20 protein-coding genes are annotated in these 20,402 nt (G+C 56.8%); 6 read left to right on the top strand and 14 right to left on the bottom strand.

Annotation, left to right across the window (positions count from 1 at the left end):
* Positions 1 to 96: 96 nt before the first annotated feature.
* From tsaA to ABYV26_RS03085, 7 genes are all read right to left on the bottom strand, one after another.
* A complete protein-coding gene (tsaA, locus tag ABYV26_RS03115; protein WP_372678068.1) occupies positions 97 to 642 on the bottom strand; it encodes a tRNA (N6-threonylcarbamoyladenosine(37)-N6)-methyltransferase TrmO in 546 nt (181 codons plus the stop codon).
* Between the two features lie 22 nt (positions 643 to 664).
* Positions 665 to 1,753: an iron ABC transporter substrate-binding protein gene (locus ABYV26_RS03110; protein ID WP_372678067.1), complete on the bottom strand. Its 1,089-nt coding sequence runs from the start codon at positions 1,751 to 1,753 to the stop codon at positions 665 to 667.
* Between the two features lie 56 nt (positions 1,754 to 1,809).
* Positions 1,810 to 2,562, bottom strand: coding sequence for an ABC transporter ATP-binding protein (locus ABYV26_RS03105; RefSeq protein WP_372678066.1), 753 nt, complete (start codon positions 2,560 to 2,562; stop codon positions 1,810 to 1,812).
* On the bottom strand, positions 2,559 to 3,653 hold the full coding sequence (locus tag ABYV26_RS03100) for a FecCD family ABC transporter permease (RefSeq protein ID WP_372678064.1): 1,095 nt from the start codon (positions 3,651 to 3,653) through the stop codon (positions 2,559 to 2,561). Before ABYV26_RS03100 ends, ABYV26_RS03105 begins: the two co-directional genes overlap by 4 nt.
* A 281-nt stretch (positions 3,654 to 3,934) precedes the next feature.
* A complete protein-coding gene (locus ABYV26_RS03095; RefSeq protein ID WP_372678062.1) occupies positions 3,935 to 4,123 on the bottom strand; it encodes a CooT family nickel-binding protein in 189 nt (62 codons plus the stop codon).
* Between the two features lie 216 nt (positions 4,124 to 4,339).
* A complete protein-coding gene (locus ABYV26_RS03090; protein ID WP_372678061.1) occupies positions 4,340 to 4,852 on the bottom strand; it encodes a tetratricopeptide repeat protein in 513 nt (170 codons plus the stop codon).
* Between the two features lie 195 nt (positions 4,853 to 5,047).
* Positions 5,048 to 5,545, bottom strand: a complete 498-nt coding sequence (locus tag ABYV26_RS03085) for a ferritin family protein (protein ID WP_372678059.1) — start codon at positions 5,543 to 5,545, stop codon at positions 5,048 to 5,050.
* A gap of 233 nt (positions 5,546 to 5,778) precedes the next feature.
* On the opposite strand from ABYV26_RS03085, the gene ABYV26_RS03080 reads away from it, so the two are divergent.
* Positions 5,779 to 6,546 (top strand): DtxR family transcriptional regulator, encoded by a 768-nt coding sequence (locus ABYV26_RS03080; protein WP_372678057.1) that lies wholly within the window; start codon positions 5,779 to 5,781, stop codon positions 6,544 to 6,546.
* A 162-nt stretch (positions 6,547 to 6,708) separates the two neighbouring features.
* On the opposite strand, the gene ABYV26_RS03075 is transcribed toward ABYV26_RS03080, so the two are convergent.
* Both ABYV26_RS03075 and ABYV26_RS03070 read right to left on the bottom strand, forming a co-directional pair.
* Positions 6,709 to 7,026: an integration host factor subunit alpha gene (locus tag ABYV26_RS03075; RefSeq protein ID WP_372678055.1), complete on the bottom strand. Its 318-nt coding sequence runs from the start codon at positions 7,024 to 7,026 to the stop codon at positions 6,709 to 6,711.
* A 360-nt stretch (positions 7,027 to 7,386) separates the two neighbouring features.
* Positions 7,387 to 8,172, bottom strand: a complete 786-nt coding sequence (locus ABYV26_RS03070; protein ID WP_372678053.1) for an AMP nucleosidase — start codon at positions 8,170 to 8,172, stop codon at positions 7,387 to 7,389.
* Between the two features lie 488 nt (positions 8,173 to 8,660).
* Between ABYV26_RS03070 and ABYV26_RS03065 the strand changes: the two genes are divergently transcribed.
* A complete protein-coding gene (locus ABYV26_RS03065) occupies positions 8,661 to 9,248 on the top strand; it encodes a glycerol-3-phosphate acyltransferase (RefSeq protein WP_372678051.1) in 588 nt (195 codons plus the stop codon).
* Positions 9,249 to 9,400: 152 nt separating this feature from the next.
* Positions 9,401 to 12,406 carry a methyltransferase domain-containing protein gene (locus ABYV26_RS03060; protein WP_372678050.1) on the top strand — a complete coding sequence of 1,002 codons (3,006 nt, stop codon included), beginning with the start codon at positions 9,401 to 9,403 and terminating at the stop codon, positions 12,404 to 12,406.
* 99 nt (positions 12,407 to 12,505) lie between these two features.
* Here ABYV26_RS03060 and ABYV26_RS03055 read toward each other — a convergent pair whose 3' ends face one another.
* Together ABYV26_RS03055 and ABYV26_RS03050 are read right to left on the bottom strand one after the other, a co-directional pair.
* Positions 12,506 to 13,399 carry a DMT family transporter gene (locus ABYV26_RS03055; RefSeq protein ID WP_372678048.1) on the bottom strand — a complete coding sequence of 298 codons (894 nt, stop codon included), beginning with the start codon at positions 13,397 to 13,399 and terminating at the stop codon, positions 12,506 to 12,508.
* Positions 13,389 to 13,541 carry a hypothetical protein gene (locus ABYV26_RS03050; protein WP_372678046.1) on the bottom strand — a complete coding sequence of 51 codons (153 nt, stop codon included), beginning with the start codon at positions 13,539 to 13,541 and terminating at the stop codon, positions 13,389 to 13,391. Before ABYV26_RS03050 ends, ABYV26_RS03055 begins: the two co-directional genes overlap by 11 nt.
* 171 nt (positions 13,542 to 13,712) lie before the next feature.
* Between ABYV26_RS03050 and ABYV26_RS03045 the strand changes: the two genes are divergently transcribed.
* Both ABYV26_RS03045 and ABYV26_RS03040 read left to right on the top strand, forming a co-directional pair.
* A complete protein-coding gene (locus ABYV26_RS03045) occupies positions 13,713 to 16,718 on the top strand; it encodes an ASKHA domain-containing protein (protein ID WP_372678045.1) in 3,006 nt (1,001 codons plus the stop codon).
* A gap of 12 nt (positions 16,719 to 16,730) precedes the next feature.
* Positions 16,731 to 17,783, top strand: a complete 1,053-nt coding sequence (locus ABYV26_RS03040) for a hypothetical protein (protein ID WP_372678043.1) — start codon at positions 16,731 to 16,733, stop codon at positions 17,781 to 17,783.
* Here ABYV26_RS03040 and ABYV26_RS03035 read toward each other — a convergent pair.
* The 3 genes from ABYV26_RS03035 to ABYV26_RS03025 form a co-directional block, all read right to left on the bottom strand.
* Positions 17,777 to 18,409, bottom strand: a complete 633-nt coding sequence (locus ABYV26_RS03035) for a flavodoxin family protein (RefSeq protein WP_372678041.1) — start codon at positions 18,407 to 18,409, stop codon at positions 17,777 to 17,779. The two genes, ABYV26_RS03040 and ABYV26_RS03035, sit on opposite strands and share 7 nt — an antisense overlap.
* Positions 18,410 to 18,648: 239 nt before the next feature.
* A complete protein-coding gene (locus ABYV26_RS03030; protein ID WP_372678039.1) occupies positions 18,649 to 18,912 on the bottom strand; it encodes a hypothetical protein in 264 nt (87 codons plus the stop codon).
* Between the two features lie 70 nt (positions 18,913 to 18,982).
* On the bottom strand, positions 18,983 to 19,327 hold the full coding sequence (locus tag ABYV26_RS03025) for an MTH938/NDUFAF3 family protein (RefSeq protein ID WP_372678037.1): 345 nt from the start codon (positions 19,325 to 19,327) through the stop codon (positions 18,983 to 18,985).
* A 100-nt stretch (positions 19,328 to 19,427) separates the two neighbouring features.
* Between ABYV26_RS03025 and ABYV26_RS03020 the strand changes: the two genes are divergently transcribed.
* Positions 19,428 to 20,402, top strand: a 975-nt coding sequence (locus ABYV26_RS03020; protein WP_372678035.1) for a PLP-dependent aspartate aminotransferase family protein, incomplete at its 3' end; no start/stop codon positions are given.

Genomic DNA, 20,402 nt, shown 5'->3' with positions numbered 1-20,402 from the left:
CAGCGAATAGGCTAGTCCCATGGCATTGAAAAAGGCGTCGCATCGTTTGAACGCGTCATTTTCCACAATCTTCTTTGCATACATCCGGATTCAATTTTAGTCGGATTCCAGTTCCCTGTGAATCTTCTCCATCCAATCCGCAACGTTGAGGTTGTCCACCCGAAGGTAGCTTTTGGAATAGGGTTTCACATCGACAATGGGACTGCCGTCTAAGGCTTCCAGTCCTTTGACCGAAAGTACATTGGCTTTTCTGGCTATCAGCGGCACCGCCGATACCAGTACCGGATTGGGCCGGGCCGGGCTGCAGGTGGCGAAGATACCCGTAAAGGGCAGGTCCTTGCGCCCCATGGGGTGCACTTTTCTCAGATTGCGCCGTTCTGGATCAATCAAATGTGGCCAGTAGAGCACCAGGATATGGGAAAAATCTTCGATACCGTCGAGAAGCTCCTCCCAACGGGGATCGATGATCAACTCGCAGACGGATTCTTTTACCTGGCGATAATGCGCCTTGATTTTGTCCATGTGTTCTTCCAGCGATAGGCCCGATTCACCGGCAGTCAGCATGGGGGTCTTTATGCCGCTTCTCACCACACCCACCGCATTGAGCTGCATCACCATTGCATGGTTCCTCTCCTTCTTCATCAAAACCTCCCAATTGTATCCGTCAGTCGATAAATGGCGCCGGCTGTCCCAAATCCCCGTATTCGAGCTGCATGGCCGCATAAACCGGCTGCCCCACCAAAAAGATGAAGATCTCGTCGGCCTTATCAGCCAGGCGCACATCTTCGAAACGCGATGGGTAGAGCATCTTTCCGATGGCGAAGGCATCGGCCATCGCGGTTCCGATGTTGGTGGCGTAGAAATTAAAAGGCAACAGCGTATACACGCGTCGGGATTGAAATGCCGTCAACGCCCGATAGAAATCCGGCTTCCTGCGATAATCTTCCGCCACCAGGGCCAAGCCGCCACCATCGATAAAAATGACATCGGGGTTGAGCTCCAAAAGGACTTCCTCGTCCACGAAAACGTGGCTGCCGATGGTCGATTCTACGCGCTGGGCCAGATTGACGGCATGATTCCAGTCCAGTGGAATATAGTTCCGCTGGGTACTTTCGATGCCGTGGGATCCACGGTAGCCGATGCCACCCACAAAAACGCCTGGCTTATCCCTGTCGAAAACAGTTGCTGTTCGATGGTGAAGATCCCCACGAAGTCCTTCGATATAGTCGATCACCGCGTCGGCCCGCTCCCGGCGGTCTAAAATCCTGCCGGCCAGCTTCAGAGAGTCATACACAGCCTGATCGAAGACGGACAGTTCCCCGCAGCTGAGCACCACCGTGGGGATCCCCAGGGTGTCAGCCACCTCGTCAGCCAAGGCAGCCTCCATATAAGTGGCAACAATCAGATCGGGCGCCACCCGCAATACCGCCTCCATATCCGGCTTCTTGTTGATTGCCGCCGGCCCTCCCGGACCGATATCGGGAAGGGTTCGCAATTGAAGTTGGGCCAGCCAGTATGGACGACCGGCGGGAAGTCGTTTTTCCATGGATTCGACGCCCACCACCTTCTCCTGGGCGTCAAGATAGACGATCATCCGCAGGGCACCGGGGCCGATGCAGATGATGCGTTGGGGTTCAGCCTGAATGGTTACCGTACGCCCGACCATATCGGTAATGATCAGCGGTTCCGCCAGAACAGACGTGGTCATCCACACTGACAAAAGCAGCGCCGCCAGCCAGATTTTAATTCTCATCTTAGTCGACTCCCTTAAATCCTTGACCCCTCGAATCCTCGACCCCTTTTTACAAATCACAACGGCACCACCACCCGACCTCCAGCCACCTCGGCCATCATGACTTTCAGACCATACACCTGTTCGATGATCCCGGCGTTCAGATCATCCCTGGAGACCAGCGCATGAACACAATGGTCTTTGAGAAAGAGAAATTGGTCAGCGAAACGCACAGCCAGATTCAAATCGTGGATGGCGATGACGGCCATCAGCTCACCGTCGCTGACCACCGTTCGAATCAAACCCATGACGTCCATCTGATTTTTCAAGTCCAAATTACTCGTGGGCTCGTCCAGCAGCAGGATTGCCGGTGACTGGGCCAGGGCCCGTGCAATCATCACCTTCTGCATCTCTCCGCCGCTCAGATCGCTCACCGGCCGAAGGGCCAGTGTCGAAAGTCCCATCCGCTCCAGGGTCCGCTCCACTATGGCAAAATCTCCCTTCCCCACCGTCAGCCCCATGTGGGGCCGGCGGCCCAACAGGACAGCCTCGTAAACGGTAAGTCGTGGTGGATGGTGCTGCTGAGGGGCATATCCCATTCGTCGGGCAATGGCATCCTGGGACAATTTAAACAAATTTTCTTCTCCGAGAAGTACCGACCCTGCCTGCGGGTGCAGAATCCGGTTGAGGCATTTGAGCAGGGTCGACTTACCCGCCCCGTTAACGCCCAGGATGGCCAACACGCTGCCTTTTCCCACGCAAAAAGAGACGTCATCCAGCACCGCATGACTATTGTAGGAAAAGCGGATGTCGTTTACCGACAGGATCATCGATAACCCCGGACCAGCAGGAAGAGAAACATAGGAGCACCCATGAAGGAAGTGATAATACCCACCGGCAGAGCACCGGAACCGATCAGAGCCCGGCCGAAGGTATCGGCGGTGAGTAACAAAAGTGCGCCGATGATGGCTGAAAATGGGATCAACAGGCCATGATCGCCACCCACCAGCTTTCTGGCGATGTGCGGTGCGATAAGTCCCACAAAGGCGATGACGCCGTGAAAGGCCGTGGCCAGTGCCGCCACCAGGGCAGCGGCCAACATACCGTACAGGCGCATGCGATTCACGTTGACACCCAACCCCTTGGCAGTTTCCTCTCCGGCAGCCATGGCGTTGAGATCCCATCGCCGGGAGATCAAAAAGATGGAGGCAGCCCCTACCGCCCCGGTCAACATGCCGATTTCAGACCAGCTGGCCCGGGCCACATCACCGAAAGTCCAAAACACAATCACGGCCAGTTGGGTATCCGAGGCCAGATATTGTATTAGAACCGTTGCCGAGGCAAACAGCGAAGAGAGGGCCACACCGGCAAGGATGAGGGCCTCGGGAGAAAGCCGCCGTAGGCTGGCCAGCACCATGATCACGGCCGTTGCACCCATGGCGCCGGCAAAGGCGGAGACGGTCACGGAAACCATCTGCTGTCCGAATATCACGATAGCGGCTGCCGCCCCAAAAGCTGCCCCTTGGCTGATCCCCAGGGTGGATGGCGATCCCAGCGGGTTTTTCAACAGAGACTGGATGCCCAGACCCGATAGGGCAAGCCCCCAGCCCACCACAATGGCCGACATAATACGGGGCAGTCGGATCTTCCAGACGACGATATCGGCCGGTCCAACGGCCGATCCCGTGAGCACCCGCAGCAGGTGGCCCGGGCTGATGTCGTAGGCCCCCTGGGTCACGGCAACCACCGCCAGAAACGCGGTGACGCCCAACAGGGAAACCATGAGGGTGCGTTTACCCCGCAGGTAAGCCAAAAACGACTCGGTCACAGCCGTCGATGGTGCAGCAGCCGACGGCGGCAACGGCGCATCGCTGCTGATCTTGCCGCCGGCATCGCCCCTACTCCACGATGGTTTGAGCATCTGTCCCTCCAAAAACAAACCAAGCCACGAAAGTACACGCCCAAAATTGGCGTGCGTGGCCTTCGTGGCTTGGTTATTTTATCTTATTTGGTCTGATCTGTGGCGCTCCAAAAGGAGCAGGGTGTTTCTTTTAAGCACCATGGAGAGCCGCTTCTGCCGCCCCTATTTTTTAGAGCATATACCCAATGGGTGTTTCCCCTGTCAACTCTTTTCTAATTTTTGATGGATTGAATATCACATAAACGGACCACCAAAATAATGAAACGGTTCCTGTTTACCCCTTATTCTTCAAACAGAATGCGGTGATCCACAAGATCCATCCGCTTGATCTTTCCTTTAACGACAATCTGGTCGCCAAAAATCCCTACCAGGCGAAACGTACCTTCCGCTTCGGGCTCCACCCGGTCGACGGATTCCATGAGCAGGGTTTCCTCATCATCTTTGACCATATAGGCATTGGCCTCACACATGATCGTGCACCTCCATTAAAACCTTTTGTTTCCAACCGCTGAAAATTAAAAAGGCCGCGAGACGAGGGCAGATGAATCTTTTCTGCCGATGCCTTCGTGGCCTGGTAACGCGTTCTAATTTCTGCTACTACGACACCTTCATGGCGCCGGTTATTGGTTGCTGAAAACTTATCCCATACGCGCCGACCGAGTCAAGGCAAATTTACCGACGCCTTTTTACCGCTGCAGTTCGGTTTCGATGGCGTCCTCCACCCGCATCTGCTGGGTATGCCAAACATTGTTCTCATTCATGAAGGATTCCATGTTGCGGTTTCCCAGGTGGGCCACCATTTCAATGTCCTCCTGGGCTTTTTCCGTGTTGGCCATCTTTGCGTGAAGGGCTGCACGGCTGTAATAGGCGGCACCGTAATCCGGATTCAGTTCGATGGCCCGGTCAAAATCGGCCAGGGCGGTGTGATCATCACCTCGTTTCTCGCTGACCAGCCCACGCATGTGATAGGCACGCGCATACTCCGGGTCAATCTTTATGGCACGGTCAAAATCATCCCGCGCCAGGTCCAGTGAACCCAGTTTGAGATACGCTGCCCCGCGACTGACGGACGCCAGGGCGTTGTCGGCGTCCTTTTCAATCGCCCGGGTAAAATTGGCGACACTTCTGTCATATCTGGCGTTGGCAAACTCTGTCACTCCCGTTTCGAACAGTTCTTTAGCACTCGCATTAGCGTTCATTGGATCATCTCCTTTATTTAAACATCACGAACGGTGATGGGTATTGGTAATGGTAATGGTAATAAAAATAAGGCCGCCGCTGATATTTTCAACGGCTGGTTGAAGGAAGGCGTAGTAGGTTGTTGGTAGGAAACAAGGGGGCAAACAGCTGCCTCCCCGAGACATGGGGTCGTCCGCAGGGAGGCGGCGAAACGTTCAGAAAGGCCAGAAACCGCTGTCGTTCCAGATCCGCTCCTTCAGCTCCGCATCGATGGCGGCGAGGAACGTCAAGTGTTCTTTTTCCCAGTCAGCCAGCCACTGGTAAAGTTTTTTCTCTTCCGGGTCCTGGGCATCGTTGCCTCGTTTGGCATACAGGGAGATGGCCCGCTCCTCCATGAGCATGGCCGCCGAAATGGCTGCTGCCTCGAAATCTGCAGCAGCAATGCGCGCCTTGACCTCCGGCGTCAATACATTTTTTGAAATGGTGCCCGTCTCCAGGGTGTCAGCTGGTTTGAATTTACCGGTTTCCTTGAAGGCCTTGAACTGATCGGAAAGGATTTTAACGTGCTGGACTTCTTCGGTGGCCATGGTTTCAAAAAACGCCTTGACATCACTGTTCGTAGATTGATTGGCCGCCGTCCGATAAAATGATTTCCCCCGCTTTTCCAGCAGTATGGCATGTTTAAGAATATCCAGCGCACTGTTTTCCGTCATCGGCTCCTCCTTTTGTGGGCTTAGCTGCTCCGGCAAGCCCCCGTTTTAGGGTCCATGTTATTGGCATTCCTTGCTTTTTTAGGACTTCCAAAATCATCTTGACACGATTTCAACCGCCCGTGTAAACTCCGTGGACAAATGCCTTTCCGCGTCGACGAATTTGCCGATTGCGGCAATCACGGTACGATCTGCTAATTTTTTATAACGGACGCCAAACCAAGATAAGTAATAGGATGCCGAAAAGCAAGCGACTGAGCGCCAGCATGGAGGATTATCTGGAGGCCATATTCCATATTGTCTCCGATAAAAAGGCCGCACGGGCAAAAGACATAGCTGTTCGCATGGCGGTCAACAGCGCATCGGTTACCGGCGCCTTGCGGCTGTTGGCGGAAAAAGGCCACATCAACTACGCTCCCTATGACGTAATCACCCTGACCGCCCGTGGTGAAATCCTGGCCCGGGACATTGTACGCCGCCACGAAATTCTCAAGGATTTTTTCACCAAAGTGCTGGATGTGGAAGAGCGGGAAGCCGAAGACTCCGCCTGCAAAATGGAGCATGCGGTTTCGCCGACCATCATCGACCGGCTGGTACGCTTTGTGGAGTTCATCCAGATATGCCCACGGGGGGGGGAGGAGTGGATCGGGGGGTTTCGCCAGTTCTGCGAGGAGGACAATGCCCTGTCCGGGTGTGAGAGCGCCATCACCCGATGCATGGATGATCTAAAAAAACGTCAACGGCAGTTCCAACAGGCCAGGCGGGAGACGATCACCCTGGAAAGCCTCGAATCAGGGCAGGTCGCACGACTGATCCGCGTCAAAGGCAAAGGCACGATCGTGGACAAGCTAAAGGAGCTGGACATCACCCCTGGCAGTGTCATCGAATTAGAGGAGGTGGAGGCCTCCGATGACAGGATCAACATCAAGGTGCGTGGCTACCACCTGTCCCTTCGCAAGGATGACTTTTCCAAGATCGAACTGGAAGTCATCCCACCGGTGTAACCCGGTTAAATCAAACGCCTCGTCAAAGGGCTCATCGATCCAACCCGCTATTTTCCATTGATGCTTCCCCACGCCCCCGACAGGCGGGATCTCGGCTTCGCGCTGACATGCCGCAGAGAAACTTCACCGTTTGGATAGAAGAATCGGTCTCCAGTTCGCTCGCTAACCCCGCCGCGGGCGCCGGGAAATGCGTTCGTTGTCCCAGTTGACCCGCTTCCGCAAACAACCGGAGCACTTAAAGGTTACCACCCGCCTTGCCGGCAGCATGGCGCTTTGTCCGGTTGCCGGGTTGCGACCTTTGCGTGCATGCTTTTCCTTTACGCAAAACTTCCCGAATCCACTGACCAGGAGGTCATCCCCTGATTCAAGGGCGTGTTTGATAATCTCGAGCAACGATTCGATAATCTGATAGGCCTGGGCTTTATTGAATCCCATGCTGAGATAGAGCTGATTGACCATATCCGCCTTCGTCAGAGCCATGTATCCCTTCCGAAACAGTCTTTGTGCGTTGGAAAGACAGACCACCGGCAGCTTCGGTACCGGCAACGGTCATCGCATCAAAAAGTTTAAAATGGGGGCCGGATGCCGGGTTTATTCGTGATTCCGTACCTTATGGCAGGCGTTCCACACCGGCCCCGGGCGAGACAGTTGGAGGTGCCAGTGGCCTGTCCCGCATAAAATTTATACAATGGGCGCAAGATCTCCGCAATACCCCAAATCACACCTATAAATCCCTTAGCAAAATTCAGGGGAGCGCCGTGGTAATGAGGCGGAGAGCGGGATCATCTGATGCGGCCCCTGGCAGCGCCGGAATTGGTGTGTTGCGGCTGGCTGCCCCGCTCACCACTCGCTGTGCAGCTGCCGCTCCACATCCGGCCATCGGGCCTTGAGATTGGATACGGCATCCATTGCTATATCCAGATGGATGCTCATGTGGTTCTTGTATATTTCCTCGTGCAGTTTCTTGTCCTTGATGCCGCGTCGCTGCAAAGGCATGTCTGAGACCAGCATGATCGAACCGATGGGCACTTCATAACGGTAGGCCACGGAGAAGAGCATCGCCAGTTCCATCTCGATTGCCAGGATTCGCTGACAACGCAGGTGGTCTACGAAAGCGTCATCGAACTCCCACAAGCGCCGGTCCGTGGTGTAGACGATACCGCAGCGGGGAACGATCTTGCGCGCCTTGACGGCGCCGATGCACAACAGGTTTACCGACATGGCCGGCAGGGCCGGGAATTCCATGGGCAGATAATGACGGCTGGTCCCCTCCCCCCGAATCGCGGCCGTCGGCACCACGAAATCACCCACTTCCAGGATGTCGTCGATGCCGCCGCACATCCCGAGCATGACCACGGTCTTCAGATTGTCCAGGTAGGCCAGGCCGTTGATTACCAGGGCCGCCTGAGGCGAGCCGATGCCGAAATCGATCATGGTGCAGTCCAAAGCCGGTGCATTGACGATCCGGAAGTTGCCCTCTTGGATCTCGCACCCGGTTTGCTCGGAAAATGCTTTGATGTATTGCCGAAAATTGGTGATCAGCACATGGCTGCAAAAGTCCTCCAACTTGCAGTTCGTGTAGCGCTCCAGTGTCTGTCTGATATATTCGTGCTCCTTAAGCCCCATCGCCCCTCCCATCATGTTGGAATGAAAGCAATAAATAGAAGGCCAATAGACCCGTTCAGCAATCAATTGTCAAGGATTTGTAGCAGGTAAGCCTGTCGACCGACGGTTACATGGGACGTCATCGTTTACCGAGGATGATCAGGGCAAGGATTGACAATCATGCCGTTTCGAGGCTATTGCCCAAGCTGAGCGATCGTCGAGCTTGCCGCAGATACAAGGAAGATGTCTTTCCGCTCTAGTTACCTATGCGGGAAGACGTTTGACGCCGGAGATGCGGTAAGATCGGCGATCCCAACGGGTTTTCCATTTTGAAGCCGGCAAGTGACATAACCTATAGTTATTGTGTTTATTTTTTTATAAAATCAAAATGGGAAACGCTCAGCTTGGGTATTGCTCTTCAGCCGGAACGCGTGTATCAGCCGGGGCCGGCGTCGTGTCGACCCAAAAGGACCCGAAGCGCAACCCCGATGTTGGACTGGATAGCCATCATGCATGCCTCTCGCCTGCTGACATTCACCGTCCTGTTTGTCTCCGCCTATGCGGCAGGATCGGTAAACTTTTCCATCCTGGCCTTTCGATTCACTGGTCGCGACGACCCGCGCCGTCACGGCAGCGGCAACCCCGGTGCAACCAATGTCTATCGTCAGGCAGGCCTCGGCTGGGCAGCCGCGGTCCTCCTGCTTGACGTGGGCCGGGCGGTCGGTGTGGCCCTGGTGGCCCAATCGCTGTTGCCCTTCTGGCAGGTGCCCTGGGTGGGACTCGGACTGATTCTGGGCAATCGCTTTCCCTGTTTTCACGGCTTCAAGGGAGGCAAGGGCGTGGCCAATTACCTGGGTTTCACCCTGGCCGTCACACCGGTGTGGGCCGCTGTCGGCGCCCTGGCGTGGGGAGCGGCCCACCTGATCTGGCGAGCGCCGTTTATGTCATCTTTTGCTATGGTGATTATTCTGGCCTACGGAACGACCCACGATTTGGGAACCGATTGGCGGGCCGCCGTCGGCGCCGCAGTGACCGCCTTGTTCATCGTGGCCTGCCACCATGATAACATCCGCCAACGATGGGGCGGGAAGCAGTAACCGGCAGCGCACCATGAGCCTGATCGTGCTTCGCTATCGTACATCTGGATCATGGGGTTGCCGGTAATCGTCGAGGATGACGCGATGGAACGACCGCTGCCGACAAACCGCCCGGTTTCTGGATTCCATTTTTTGCCCAAAAGGCGATCCGCATGCGACTGAATGCGTCCATCAACCTGTTTGCGCTGTCGGCGATCATCCTCATCGGTGCAATCCTTTTCCTGTTCGTGTCCCACCGCATCACCATCGATATGGACACAGCCGGCCCGCTGTCCACGAACGAACTGGTGATTGCCGACGGACTGGACATCACCACCATCAACCCCGTCATGGATCCAATCGCCATCGACATCGGTTCAGTCAAGGGGGATCTGGAACGACTGGTCGCCGCCGCAGAAATGGTCGACAACCGGATGAAGCAAAGCGACCTGTTCGCACCGGGGCAACACGCGTCTATGCAGCAGGGCCTCGCCGACCTGACGGATTGGGTCCGCCATCATCTGCCGGTCTTGTTTACCGCTGGGGAGCTGGCGCAGCAGGTCGCACCGTTGTTGACCGACGAGGCCATTCGGCAAGCCCTGACGAAAGGCGGGACCGACCCGTTCCGGACGGCCGACCCGCTGAGTCTACACCAGATCATCCTCGCCAGACTGGACGCCTTGAATCCGACGCCCGGAGCAACCATTCACCGTGGTCGTTTTCTCTCCGCCGACCGCCGACATCTGCTGATCCTGGCCGCCTCGACCGGTCCCACCTCGGACACGACCGTGGCGCACACCCTGACCGTTTTTTTCCGAGACCTCGAGGAGGACCTGAAACAAAATATAGGCGGCGATATCGTCCTGACCGTTGCAGGGGCATTTCGGACGACCCTGGACAACCCAACCATCGCTAAACGCGACGTGGGTCGGGCCATCCGGTGGACCGCGGTGGGAATCGGCGCGCTCCTGCTGATTGGCTTTTCCCACCCGCTGACGGGGATGTTGGCCCTGATGCCGGCAATGGTTGGGACAGTCACGGCCGTTTTCATCTTCTCATTGGGCCACGACAGCATTTCCATCATGGCTCTGGGTTTAGGGAGCATAGTGGTCTCCATCGCCACACATCACGGCATCGCCTACATGCTCTTTGTCGCCAGTGGCAGCGAAAACGGAGCAGGGCACGCCTCACGTGAAATTCGAGCCATTGGGCTGCCGGCCGCGCTCACCGCCATCGTCGCCTTCGGCGCCATGGCCGCCAGCGGCGTCGCCGTTTTCGAACCATTGGGGTGGGTTGCAGCCATGGGACTCGGCTTATCCCTGCTGTTCGTCCACACCGTCTTCCCCCGCATCCTGACGGTCGACCCGCACCGAGCGGCGCCCACCGAGCACCGTTTTCCACGGTTCCTGGATCGTCTCTTTTCAGCCGGCTGGATTGGACTGGCGTTGGCCCTGTTGACCGCAGTGGTGCTGGCCCTTTTCATCCGGCCCCAGTTTGCCACGGACATAAAAGCCATGGGCAGCCCCAGCCGTGAGACGCGTGCGGCCGATGAATTGATCACCCGCGTATGGGGTGACATTTTTTCCAGCGTCTACCTGGTGACCGAGGCCAACGACCTGACCGCTCTTCAGGAGAAGAACGATCGGTTGCTGGAGCGGCTGGAAACCGAAGCCCACGCTGGCAGGATCGAAAATGCGATGACCCCCTCCCTGTTTTGGCCCGGACCCAGCCAAAGCGAAGATAATGTCGACGCCTGGAACCAATTCTGGGCTGCGGACCAGTTCAGGAAGGTCAGTGCTGCGGTAAATCGGGAAGCAGCGGCAGCGGGATTTGACGCGGGTGCATTTGCCCCGTTTTTTACCATGATCGCCACCGCATCCCCCACATCAACCACCATCCCGCCGAGCGTACAGACGCTGCTGGGTATCCACAGCGGCGGAAACGACGGCCGATGGCGCCAAGTGACCCGCATCACCCCCCGCGAGCACTTTGACAGCCAACGATTTAACGACCGAATATCCGACCTATCGTCGGTATTCGTTCCGGCACACCTCTCCCAACGCGTGAAAAAACGGTTGCGCGATGGGCTTGTCGCGATGCTGCTGATCATCGGGGCAGGCCTGATCTTTGTGCTGACGCCCTATTTGGCCGATATGGGCCTGCTGTTCATGACCCTGCTGCCCCCGGCCTTCGCCTTTTTCTGTACCTTGGGCACCCTGGGCATGTTGGGCCGCCCCCCGAACCTGAGTGCACTGATGGTGATGTCGGCAGTCCTAATGGGCGCGGGCGTATACCTCCCTCTGCTCTTGGTCCGGGGATACCAGCGCTACCAGCGATTCGACGATCCCGATTTCTCGGTGGTCCGAACGGCCCTGTTCATGACTGCCGGCTGCACCCTGGTGGCGGCTGCCGCGCTGTGGGACGCCGACCACGACCTGTTGAAATCCGCTGGGCAGATATCCTTTTTCGGCGTCGGCTATTGCCTTGTCGGCACGCTGCTCATCCTGCCCCCATTGTTGAAACGACGGTTCGATGCGCCTCCTCCTGACGCCGAAGGCATCGCCAGGCGCTGTCGCCACATGGCGCCCTGCCCGCGCCTGTCCGCCCACGACACCCAGCAGGCGGACGCACTGTTGAGTGAGTTGGCGACCCTGGTACCTGAAAAGACCGTCGTGGCCAACATCCTGGATGTGGGCTGCGGGTACGGCGGGTCAGCCTGCTGGATGGCCGAACATTATCCTGGCGCCATCATTCACGGCATTGATCCGCAGCCCGAGCGGGTGCGGGTGGCTGCCCTGTCATTGGGCGATCGGGGGCGCATCACCAGGGGATCCGCCCCCGAATTGCCAGCCATGGATGTGCTGCTTGATCTGGCGACCATGCTCGACGCGAGTCACTTCCTGCAGGACTGGGAGTTGGAAAAAACCCTGGAAGGCATTCATGAGCGCCTGCTTCCCGGTGGTCGTCTGATCATGCGGTCACTGCTGCCCCGGTCCACCAGCCCCCACTGGACCCGACGCCTGGGGCATGTGGCACTCGGAATAAGCCGACGCCAAGCTTACTACCGCAGCCAAGCGGCAATCAGCAACGCCCTCGACAAATGCGGATTCGACATACTCACCTGCCTGACCTCCGGAAACCGGACGGATATGATATGGCACGTTTCCAAACCCAGGTAAACTATCCAGTTTTTCTGTTTGGGAGCCTTGGTTTGCGGTCTGGAATGTGGGGGATCATGGGTGTCGACTGGGGATGCATCGGCAGGAAAGCCAGTCGAGTCAGCGCCCTTTGCGAACAGCAAGCACCACGTTGGCCCCGAAGATCAGCAGGGCACCCATCCATCCAGCCGTGCCCAATGAAGGATCCGCCACCAACCAGGGCCCTAGTATGCCGGCCAACAATATTCGTGTTGATGAGATGACGCCGCCTTCCACAGCCGTGACATAGCGAAACCCCAGGGTGATAAGAAACTGACCGGCAATGCCGGCCCCGCCGCACAGCGTCAGATAATAGAGCTCACGGCCATTCGGCCAGAAGAATTGTTGCCGAAAGAAGAGGAACATCAACACCGACCCCAGGCCGAACATATAAAACAGAACGGTGTTGGCATCGTGGTGTTGCCGGCTAAGATTTAAATAGAAAATGGCAACGGCTGCACTGATTCCCGAACCCAACCCCCAGAGACTGTGGATGCCCATGCCCATGCGGCCAGGCTGCAGAATCAGCCAGACCCCGACAATGGCCACCACCACCATGGCCACGGCCACCGGATCCCGCTGGCGGCTCAGCAGGATCCAGGACAGGATTGCCACGAAGATGGGATAGGTCATGTTCAAAATATTAGCCTCGGCGACCGATGTATACCGCACCGCCTGGTAAAAACAATACACGGCGATGCAGTTTCCCAGTGTGCGGCCAATCAGAAGATGGTAACGCCGGGGGGCCGGTTTCTGCCGGCGAACACCCATGATTAAACAGACCACGGTAAACCCCAGCAAGAATCGGAAGAAAGCGAAATAGGCGGAATCGATGGTCACCGCCTCCCGGGACCACCGAATCACGACGGTGGAGAAGTAGAAACAGAAGGCGGAGGCAAATACGGCGAGGCAGCCCAGCAGGCCGAAGACTGCCGGTGGTTTGTCTGGCAACCGCGAAATTGTGCTATCGGTCATGGGTGGCCCATTCGGATGCGGTCCGGCAGATAGACCAGTCCACAGGCGCCGATGCCGTTACACTACTGGTGTTCGGGCAAAGGGATTTTTGGGCGATGCAGCCGTTTTCAACAGTGGTCAGCGGACGGTTACGGCTGGTCATGCATGGATCTCCACGGTAAATGAAGTTCGATCACCTCTCGACAAGGGGCATAAGCGAGAACCCGTTAGGTAGTGAAATAATCTTACGGTGTCAAGTGGACAACCGGTTAATCACCTTGACCCCACCGACGGCCTGTAATAACAGTGACGATTTAAAGGGGCTTTTCTTTCTATGACCGACGCCAAAGAAAAAACCGATCCAGTGGTGATGCGAATGCAGCGGCTGTTGTCGGGACCGGCCCGACCCGGCCAGGCATTTACCATGCCCGGCATTAATTACGATGGACTTTACCGGATGGCCAGACGGATTCGGGCAGCGCTTTCCGGGGAGGGAGACGCCAAGGCGCCGGTATGCATGGGTACGGATGATCGCACGATATTGGCCGCAACCATGCTGGCGACACTCGCCGACGGACCCAGCTTGCTGATTCCGGACAACTTCTCAGAAAATAGGATTACCGGACTTCAGCGTCGGACCGGTTTTACCCGAATCATCACACATCCCCCTGCCCCCTTGCCGACAACAGTTGCGGTCATCGACCCCAAACAACTGAACGATGAGGCGGAGACCCTGGCGCCGGACGAAGCGCCCAATCCTGACCGGCCGTGGGTGGCGCTACTTACCGGCGAATCTACCGGCACGCCGCGCCTCTGGTCCAAGACGCCGCGCAATCTGCTGGGCGAAGTGGACTATCTGATAAAGCGTTACGAGATAAGCAGCAACGACCGCATTCTGGCCAGCGTGCCGGCCCTGCACATTTACGGACTGCTATATTCCCTGCTGGTCCCCCTGGCGGCATCGGCCCGGGTCGTGGGACAAAACCCCTCCTTGCCCGAAGCGATCAAAGGGCAAATGGCCGCCACGTCGCCCACCATTTTCGTCAGCATGCCGGTTCACTACCGGGCACTCAGGGAAAACCCGCCGGAAAAGGGCGCCCTGCGGCTGGCCTTTTCCTCGGCCGGCCCACTGGCCGAAGCCGACGGCACTGCATTTTCCAGGGCAACGGGCGTGGATCTGGTTGAGATTTACGGATCCACCGAAACCGGCGGCATCGCCGCCCGCAGAAGATCGAAAGGCGACGTGGGCTTCACGCCCTACCACTGCATCCAGTGGCGTGTGGCCGGTGAGCGGTTAGATGTACGATCGGCCTTTCTTTCCCGGGAATTGCCGGTACGCAGCAGCGGCTGGTTTACGCTGCCGGACCGAGTGAAAACCCATGGCAGCGATAGTTTTATGGTCGTCGGGGGCGCGGACACCATCGTCGAGGCAGACGGCAGCCGGGAAAAGAGACATCAGTCGAAGATGAGCGCTGCTGCCACCGGAAAAATCAGCCACAACCAGCAGGTCACCTTCGAACCGGCCGGCCTCAACGTAGCCATAGAGGAAGAGCAAACCCTGCATGAACTGGGTGCCGCACACAACATCGACATCCGGGCCGACTGCGGTGGCATGGGTATCTGCGGCAAGTGCCGCGTTCTCGTCCATCCCAAAGGGAATTTTTCATCACCCACCCAGGCGGAACTGGATGTGCTCACGCCGGATCAGATGGCCGACGGATCTCGGCTGGCCTGCCAGGCCCGGGCCATCGGCAGAGGGACAGTCACCATCCCCGACACCTTAGCTGAAAATTCCGAAGCAAGGGGCAAAACCGGCATCGCCGGCAGCTATCCAGTGGATGCCATGACCCGGCGCCTGGCCGTTGAAGGCCGCTCGCCGGGCCTGAAAAAAGACCACATCCCGGAAAGCCTGCTGGACTGGCTGGCTGCTCAGGTCGACGAAGTGGCCGCCTCGGCTGCCGATATTTCATCCCTGCGGCAGCTGGCCAAATATCGCGACAGCCTGAAAGCCTTCACCTTGGTGGTGCATGAAAAGACCGGCCTGCGCCGTATTTTGGCAGGCAGGCAAACTGCCGGCCTCGGGTTCGCCGTTGACCTGGGAACCACCTCGGTGGCCGGCTATCTTTGCAATCTGGAGACCGGCGCACTGCTGGCCGCCGATGCCTGTGTCAATCCCCAACGGCGCTTCGGCGAGGACGTGATCAGCCGCATCAGCCACATCAACGAAAAGAATGCGCATTTGGATCAACTTCAACACCTGGCCGCCGAAGCCATCAATTTTCTCATGGCCCGCTGCCTGGAAAAGGTTGGCGCCACAGTCGGCGACATCGATGAAGTGGGCGTCTGCGGGAACACCACCATGCAGCAGGTTTTTGCCGGACTTCATCCTTACGGGCTGGGGGTTTTCCCCTATCTGCCCCTGACACTGAGCCCGCCGCCATTCAGCGCCGGAGATCTGGGGCTGGTCACCGATCCGGCCGTTGCGGTATTTCTCATGCCGGTCGTGTCGGGTTTTGTGGGTGGAGACACCATGGCCGCCATTTTGGCCGACCGACCCCACGAACGCGACGAAATCACCCTCATCGTGGATATCGGCACCAACGGTGAAGTGGTGCTGGGCAACCGCGAGGGGTTGTGGGTCACCAGCTGCGCCACCGGACCGGCACTGGAAGGAGCCCAGATCTCCTGCGGCATGCGTGCGGTCTCCGGCGCCATCCATCGTGCATGGCCGGATAAAAGCAGCCGCCGCATGGACTATGAAGTACTTGGAAATGAAGGACAAAACAGGCCCCTGGGCATTTGCGGCTCGGGCATCATCGACGCCATCGCTGCCCTGCGACATATCGGGGCCATCCTGCCCAACGGCCGGCTGGATGAAACCATCGACGGGGTGGTTTCCGATAAAAAGGGAGTCGGACGCCATTACACCATCGCCGGCAGCGATCAAAGCGCCACCGGCAGCGATATTTCCGTCACCCTGAAAGACGTCCGCCAGATTCAGCTGGCCAAGGGGGCGCTTATCACGGGAATCGAATTTCTCATGCGCAAGGCAGGCATCGAAAAAGTTGACCGCACCATCCTCACCGGTGCCTTCGGGGCCCGCTTTAACTGGAAAAACGCCCTGGCCATCGGCATGCTGCCGCCGGTGGTTTCCGAAGGAGAAGTTATCCCCAGAGAAAACCTGGCAGGCGTGGGGATCGTAATGGCCCTCTTGGATAAAAAATTGAGATCGGAAGCCCATACCCTGAGTCGCCGCATCCGCTATCTGGAATTGGCCTCCGAATCTGATTTCGCCATGGCATTTGCGCAGGCCACGTCGTTTCCGGAAATGGCCAAGTAAGCGATGAGAAAAATGCGTTCCATTAATAGAAATCTTGTTCACATCGGCAAGTTAAACCTTCATTTGGCAGATGAACTGGCCAAACTCCCCGAGATCCGGAGGTTTAAAACCGACGCCTCACGCCTGGCCCTGGACAACCTGCTGATTCTCTACCGCCAGGCCCCCGACCGCTTCGATTGCATGTTTGCCCAGATGGATACCATCGGCATGCCCGAGCACCGCATTTTTTGTTCACCATTACAGGCTTTGTTCTGGATTCTCCAGGATGAAAAATTAAAGTTTTCCAACATGCTGCTGGGCCTCGAAATTGTAAAGGAGGCCGATGGCGATTGCCCACCACGCCCGCCGGCTGCCTTAAAACCTGCAGGGAACCCAGACAGGCCAACCCGTACCGAGCCTGATTGCACCTTGAAGAAAGTTCTTGATGCGGCCTGGAATGGTGAGCCCCGGTTGCTGCCTGGTGCCCATATCCGCAAGATCATCCATGGATTACGGTCCGATGCAGAAACACAAGAATATGCGCTGCTCACCAAGCGGCATACCACCCGGCAGCTGCAAAGCTATATCATGGATGATTTTTTGACCAAGAAAGAGATCTTTAGCGTCAATGACTGGAAGGCGATCGAAAAGGCCGTTAAGCAATCCCGCTGGAAACTGTTTCAGACGGTCGCCGACCGTCTCAATTCACCGGAATTGATCAGCTACTACATGAATAAATATTTCTACTTCCGAAAAACGCCTGCCCACGGTGTCTATTCTACCTTTTTCCAGAAAACGGCCCAGTGTACGGATGCGGCCTATTTTGCACAGTTCATGTTGGCCCGTGCCGGCTACAAAACTTTTATGAGAAGCGTCAAATGGGATGAAGACCCTTGGGATGGCCTTCACACCGGAGCAGGCATTATCCTCGAGGACGGACGCTACTTGCTTGTCTCCAACTATACGGGAATCAATTCCCTGTCCGGCCCCTTTGCGGACATCGACAATATAGACCAGACGCTTTCATGCAACAGAAAAATCATCGGCCGCAAATGGGGGGCGTATTACCCGCCGCGCTACTACTGAAGATTGCCCGGGAGCGCTGGATCGCCGGCAGGGCGATCGTTATCCGCCAGCGTCTCAACCAAGGCCTTTCCAGCTTCATAGGCCGCCTCCAGGGATCCAGGCGTTTCCAAAATCTGCCCCTCCGTTTCAATTCCCCTGAAAAGCAAAGATTGCCAGAGCTCCATATCCAACGCATCCATAAAATACTTGACGCTCAGCAGCGCACCGTCGAACAGCTTCTTGCCCTTGGTCGACCCGACGGAGATGAACAGGCCCTTGCGGGGGTAGTTTTTCCGACCGAAGGGTTGCTCGTCGATCCAGTATTTCTTGACCCACAGGGAGTTGCAGCGATCCATCAGAATCTTGGTATGCGCACTGACCGTGTAGAAAAAAATCGGTGAAGCGAGCATCAGGCCATCGATGCGCTGAAACAGTTCCTCGATATTCCCATAGTCGTCCTTGATCACGCACCGTCCTGCCTTTTTGCAGCCGTAGATTTCAAGGCAGGGCGACATCTTCAAATCCCGCAAGACGATTTCCGTGACTCGAGCGCCGGCATCACGAGCGCCGGCAACAGCGTGGTCAAGAAGGGTTGACGTGTTGCCCTTGCGGCGGGGGCTGCCGAAAACGGCGGCTATCTTTATCATCGCACACTCCCTTTTCCATCTGCTGAGCGTTGTTCTCCTGAATTGAGCACCCTGGCCGTACGGGACATAAAGGCAATACTTTTCAATTAAAATTAATTAGAACCTATCTCAAAAATAAGGATCAGGGTTCTGGGCAAGGCATGCAACGTCGAAAAAGCGGAGCATACATGTAGTATGTGAGCATGTTGAGCCGTTTCATAACGCCGCCATGGGCACTTAGACTATTTTTGAAATAGGTTCTAGATATCGATTATTCTTTTTAGTCCACCATAGGCGGAGGATTGCATGAAGTTGCCTAAAAGTGCCTGTACCTGCGCCACTTGATCCTTTATGACCATCAGCCGCATGGGTACCGCATTGAAGATGTATGGCGCAACCGCCTCCCCCTGAATGAAGTAGTCTATCCCTTCCGCATCCAGGATCGATCGCAAAAAGACGCGATCTCCGGCGTTGTGGATTTCCAGGACCATTTTGAATTCGGTGGCGCGTTCTGATTTTGACATCGCAGCTGTTGCCATTGGAGGTGGTTGTCTTACGGTCAGCCGTTGAATGATCAACGGTTATGCGGACCTGTCAGCAAGTCAGATGAAAGCAGGCACCGACCTTCAGCCCCATGGCGACCTTTCGGTTATAGATGGGTATGGCGCGAGAATTGGGTTCGGCAATGAATCCGATGCCCTTTTCCCTGAGAAAGGAGGACAGGTCCGCATCCGGTCGCATGCGCCCATTGGTGCCCGTGCCGGCCACGATCAGATTCGGCGAATCGTCGACAAGCGCCATGATATCACCAACCCCCATCGCGTGCCCGCGCTGCCGCCACCACCCGTCCTGCACACGCCCGTCAGGAAAGATGAACAGATCGGAGGTGTAAGTATGCCCGTCGATGGAGATGCGGCCGAAGGCGCTGGATTCGATCATGGTCTCTCCGCAGAAAACATGCTAAATAATTTATTCCAATGCTAAGAAAGTAAAGATCAAATAGAAATTTTCAACCTGTCCGACCATCAAAGGAGTCGTCATGCTCAGCGAAAACCATCGCATCGATACTCGGTTGATCCATGCCGGAGAGCCCGAAACACGCATCTGCGGGGCCGTGAGCCTGCCGGTGTTCCAGTCGTCCACCTTCGAGTACGCCGGCCAGTCCAGCTATGATGAATTGAGATACATCCGGATGAACAACACACCCAACCACGAGGTACTTCACAAAAAATTGGCGGCCCTGGAAAACGCCGAGGCCGCCCTGGTGACGGCCAGCGGCATGGCTGCCATTTCCACGACCCTGCTGGCCCTCTTTTCCCCCGGAGACCACATCCTGCTGCAGAACTGCCTTTACGGCGGCACCCAGGATTTTTTCGTCTCGGATTTCGTCCCGCTGGGGTACCAGTTCGATTTTATCGACGCCGACGATCCCGCATCCTGGACGACCATGCTCAAGCCCAACACCCGGGGCCTGTATGTGGAAACCATCACCAACCCGCTGATCCAGGTGGGTGACCTGAAAGCTCTGGCCGCGTTCGCCAGGAAGAATCGCCTGATTTCCATGATCGACAACACCTTTGCCACGCCGGTCAATTTCCGGCCGTCCGAGTGGGGATACGACATCTCACTGCACAGCTGCACCAAATATCTCAACGGTCATTCGGACATCGTGGCCGGGGCGGTGATCGGCAGGGAGACGCTTTTGAAAAAAATCGCCCATAAGCTAATCCACCTGGGCGGAAGCCTGGATCCCCACGCCTGTTTTCTCCTGCACCGGGGGTTGAAAACCCTGGCCCTGCGCGTTCGTCACCAAAACCGCAGCGCCCAGAAGATTGCCGAAGCCCTCGCCGCCCATCCTGCCGTCGATCGGGTTAACTACCCCGGCCTGCCCGACCACCCCGGCCATGGCCGTGCCAGAGAACTGCTGGAAGGATTCGGCGGAATGGTCAGTTTCGAATTGAAAGGCGGCCTGGACGCCGCCGAACGCTTCATGCAGCGCGTGACGGTGCCGATC

The organism is Desulfosarcina sp. (assembly GCF_041551955.1).
Taxonomy (GTDB): domain Bacteria; phylum Desulfobacterota; class Desulfobacteria; order Desulfobacterales; family Desulfosarcinaceae; genus Desulfosarcina.
This window is presented reverse-complemented; position numbering and strand designations above follow the sequence as displayed.

What these genes read in the sequence shown, in the direction of transcription:
- ABYV26_RS03075 (WP_372678055.1), bottom strand. Translation starts at nt 7,026, where the DNA reads ATGGCTCTGACGAAGGCGGATATGGTCAATCAGCTCTATCTCAGCATG.
- ABYV26_RS03105 (WP_372678066.1), bottom strand. Translation starts at nt 2,562, where the DNA reads ATGATCCTGTCGGTAAACGACATCCGCTTTTCCTACAATAGTCATGCG.
- ABYV26_RS03100 (WP_372678064.1), bottom strand. Translation starts at nt 3,653, where the DNA reads ATGCTCAAACCATCGTGGAGTAGGGGCGATGCCGGCGGCAAGATCAGC.
- ABYV26_RS03110 (WP_372678067.1), bottom strand. Translation starts at nt 1,753, where the DNA reads ATGAGAATTAAAATCTGGCTGGCGGCGCTGCTTTTGTCAGTGTGGATG.
- ABYV26_RS03035 (WP_372678041.1), bottom strand. Translation starts at nt 18,409, where the DNA reads ATGATAAAGATAGCCGCCGTTTTCGGCAGCCCCCGCCGCAAGGGCAAC.
- ABYV26_RS03040 (WP_372678043.1), top strand. Translation starts at nt 16,731, where the DNA reads ATGCGTTCCATTAATAGAAATCTTGTTCACATCGGCAAGTTAAACCTT.
- ABYV26_RS03070 (WP_372678053.1), bottom strand. Translation starts at nt 8,172, where the DNA reads ATGGGGCTTAAGGAGCACGAATATATCAGACAGACACTGGAGCGCTAC.
- ABYV26_RS03095 (WP_372678062.1), bottom strand. Translation starts at nt 4,123, where the DNA reads ATGTGTGAGGCCAATGCCTATATGGTCAAAGATGATGAGGAAACCCTG.
- tsaA (WP_372678068.1), bottom strand. Translation starts at nt 642, where the DNA reads ATGAAGAAGGAGAGGAACCATGCAATGGTGATGCAGCTCAATGCGGTG.
- ABYV26_RS03085 (WP_372678059.1), bottom strand. Translation starts at nt 5,545, where the DNA reads ATGACGGAAAACAGTGCGCTGGATATTCTTAAACATGCCATACTGCTG.
- ABYV26_RS03025 (WP_372678037.1), bottom strand. Translation starts at nt 19,327, where the DNA reads ATGATCGAATCCAGCGCCTTCGGCCGCATCTCCATCGACGGGCATACT.
- ABYV26_RS03055 (WP_372678048.1), bottom strand. Translation starts at nt 13,399, where the DNA reads ATGACCGATAGCACAATTTCGCGGTTGCCAGACAAACCACCGGCAGTC.
- ABYV26_RS03060 (WP_372678050.1), top strand. Translation starts at nt 9,401, where the DNA reads ATGCGACTGAATGCGTCCATCAACCTGTTTGCGCTGTCGGCGATCATC.
- ABYV26_RS03030 (WP_372678039.1), bottom strand. Translation starts at nt 18,912, where the DNA reads ATGTCAAAATCAGAACGCGCCACCGAATTCAAAATGGTCCTGGAAATC.
- ABYV26_RS03050 (WP_372678046.1), bottom strand. Translation starts at nt 13,541, where the DNA reads ATGACCAGCCGTAACCGTCCGCTGACCACTGTTGAAAACGGCTGCATC.
- ABYV26_RS03080 (WP_372678057.1), top strand. Translation starts at nt 5,779, where the DNA reads ATGCCGAAAAGCAAGCGACTGAGCGCCAGCATGGAGGATTATCTGGAG.
- ABYV26_RS03090 (WP_372678061.1), bottom strand. Translation starts at nt 4,852, where the DNA reads ATGAACGCTAATGCGAGTGCTAAAGAACTGTTCGAAACGGGAGTGACA.
- ABYV26_RS03045 (WP_372678045.1), top strand. Translation starts at nt 13,713, where the DNA reads ATGACCGACGCCAAAGAAAAAACCGATCCAGTGGTGATGCGAATGCAG.
- ABYV26_RS03065 (WP_372678051.1), top strand. Translation starts at nt 8,661, where the DNA reads ATGCATGCCTCTCGCCTGCTGACATTCACCGTCCTGTTTGTCTCCGCC.